Raw genomic sequence first — 1,355 nt, 5'->3', positions numbered from 1 at the left:
AAATCTATGGTCACCCCCGTTTTTGCAACACTGATTTTGATTTATGATGGGCTTGCTTAAATCTATCCGGCGTCACTATGGGCAAGGATGCCCGCGCCTCGATGAGTTCCGCACCTGATATTCCTAAAAAGGCCGTCGGCTTCAATAAGCCATTTTTTATATTAGGTTTTTTATCAGGTCGTCAGGCCGTTCATGTCATCAATAATCAGTCTTCGCAAAACCAGATGAGTAACTTCTTAAATTAATGATTAACCTTCCTATCAGAATGGTTTTATCGCTACTTTTCGAACACGGTTTTCTGCGTCGTGATAGCCCAGGCTATCCGGGCTAATTTATTTGCCAGGGCGCAACACACTACGCAGGAGTGTTTTCTCGCCAGTTGGGTTCTTACCCAGTCAGCTAATTTTCCAGACTGGTAGTCTATTCTCTGGATAAATACCCGTGCGCATTGCACTAGTAGCCGCCGCAGATTTTTATCTCCACGTTTGCTAATACCTAGTAAAGTATTTTTGCCTCCAGTGCTGTACTGACGTGGAACAAGCCCTGTAGATGCTGCAAAATCCCGGCTGCAGTCATATTGCTTACCATCGCCAAGCTGAGACGATAAAACGCTTGCGGTTATCGGCCCAATTCCCGGAATCGTCATTAGATGCTGTCCTGTTTCATCGCGCGACAATTCTTGCTCCAAAGCGCTTTCAAGCTCTGTTATCTGCATCACTAAATATTGGTAATGATCGTGCAGTCGAATCAGTAACTGAGCCAGATAAGGCGGTAGCTCATTTTCCGCTAGGACGGTTGAAAGCCGCTTAATCACCGCAATACCTTTCGGCATGCTGATGCCAAATTCCAGTAAAAATGCATGCATCTGATTGGTCGTTTTGACTTTATCCCTGACCAGCGATTCTCTGACGCGATGCAAAGCCCGCATAGCCTGCTGAGATTCAGTTCGCGGCTGCACAAATCGCATGGATGGACGAGAGGCGGCTTCACATATAGCTTCAGCATCGACAAAATCGTTTTTGTTACTCTTTACAAAAGGGCGGACAAACTGCGGAGAGATCAGCTTTGCTTCATGGCCTAAATCAGCGATCCGACGCGCCATAAAATGGGCACCGGCGCAGGCCTCCATCACAACAGTCGCTGATGAACATCCTGCTAAAAATTCAATCAGTTTGGTACGCGTGAATTTTTTACGTAGTAGCGCCTTGCCGGACTTGTCCTGACAATGCACGTGGAAAGAATGTTTACCGAGATCAATACCAATAAGTGTGACGTTTTGCATGATGGCCTCTCCTGAAAGAAAAACACCCTGCCAGCATACCGCTCACAGGGTGGGGGTGACCATCTCATTAGGC

The 1,355-nt window shown here is 46.8% G+C and carries 2 protein-coding genes; one reads left to right on the top strand and one right to left on the bottom strand.

Annotated features, from left to right (window positions below; all coding sequences use genetic code 11):
* Window positions 1-77 precede the first annotated feature (77 nt).
* Complete coding sequence (locus tag Xenpb_RS19270; RefSeq protein WP_187655727.1) at window positions 78-245, top strand: hypothetical protein; 168 nt, start codon at window positions 78-80, stop codon at window positions 243-245.
* Between the two features lie 32 nt (window positions 246-277).
* Here the strand turns inward: Xenpb_RS19270 and Xenpb_RS19265 are convergent, their stop codons facing one another.
* A complete protein-coding gene (locus Xenpb_RS19265; RefSeq protein ID WP_187655726.1) occupies window positions 278-1,282 on the bottom strand; it encodes an IS110 family transposase in 1,005 nt (334 codons plus the stop codon).
* Window positions 1,283-1,355: the final 73 nt, after the last annotated feature.

Origin of the sequence: Xenorhabdus sp. PB62.4, from assembly GCF_014467285.1 — a bacterium.
Lineage (GTDB): Bacteria > Pseudomonadota > Gammaproteobacteria > Enterobacterales > Enterobacteriaceae > Xenorhabdus.
This window is presented reverse-complemented; position numbering and strand designations above follow the sequence as displayed.

Bases quoted from the DNA above. Each gene is read 5' to 3' on its own strand.
- Xenpb_RS19265 (WP_187655726.1), bottom strand. From the start codon at position 1,282: ATGCAAAACGTCACACTTATTGGTATTGATCTCGGTAAACATTCTTTC.
- Xenpb_RS19270 (WP_187655727.1), top strand. From the start codon at position 78: ATGGGCAAGGATGCCCGCGCCTCGATGAGTTCCGCACCTGATATTCCT.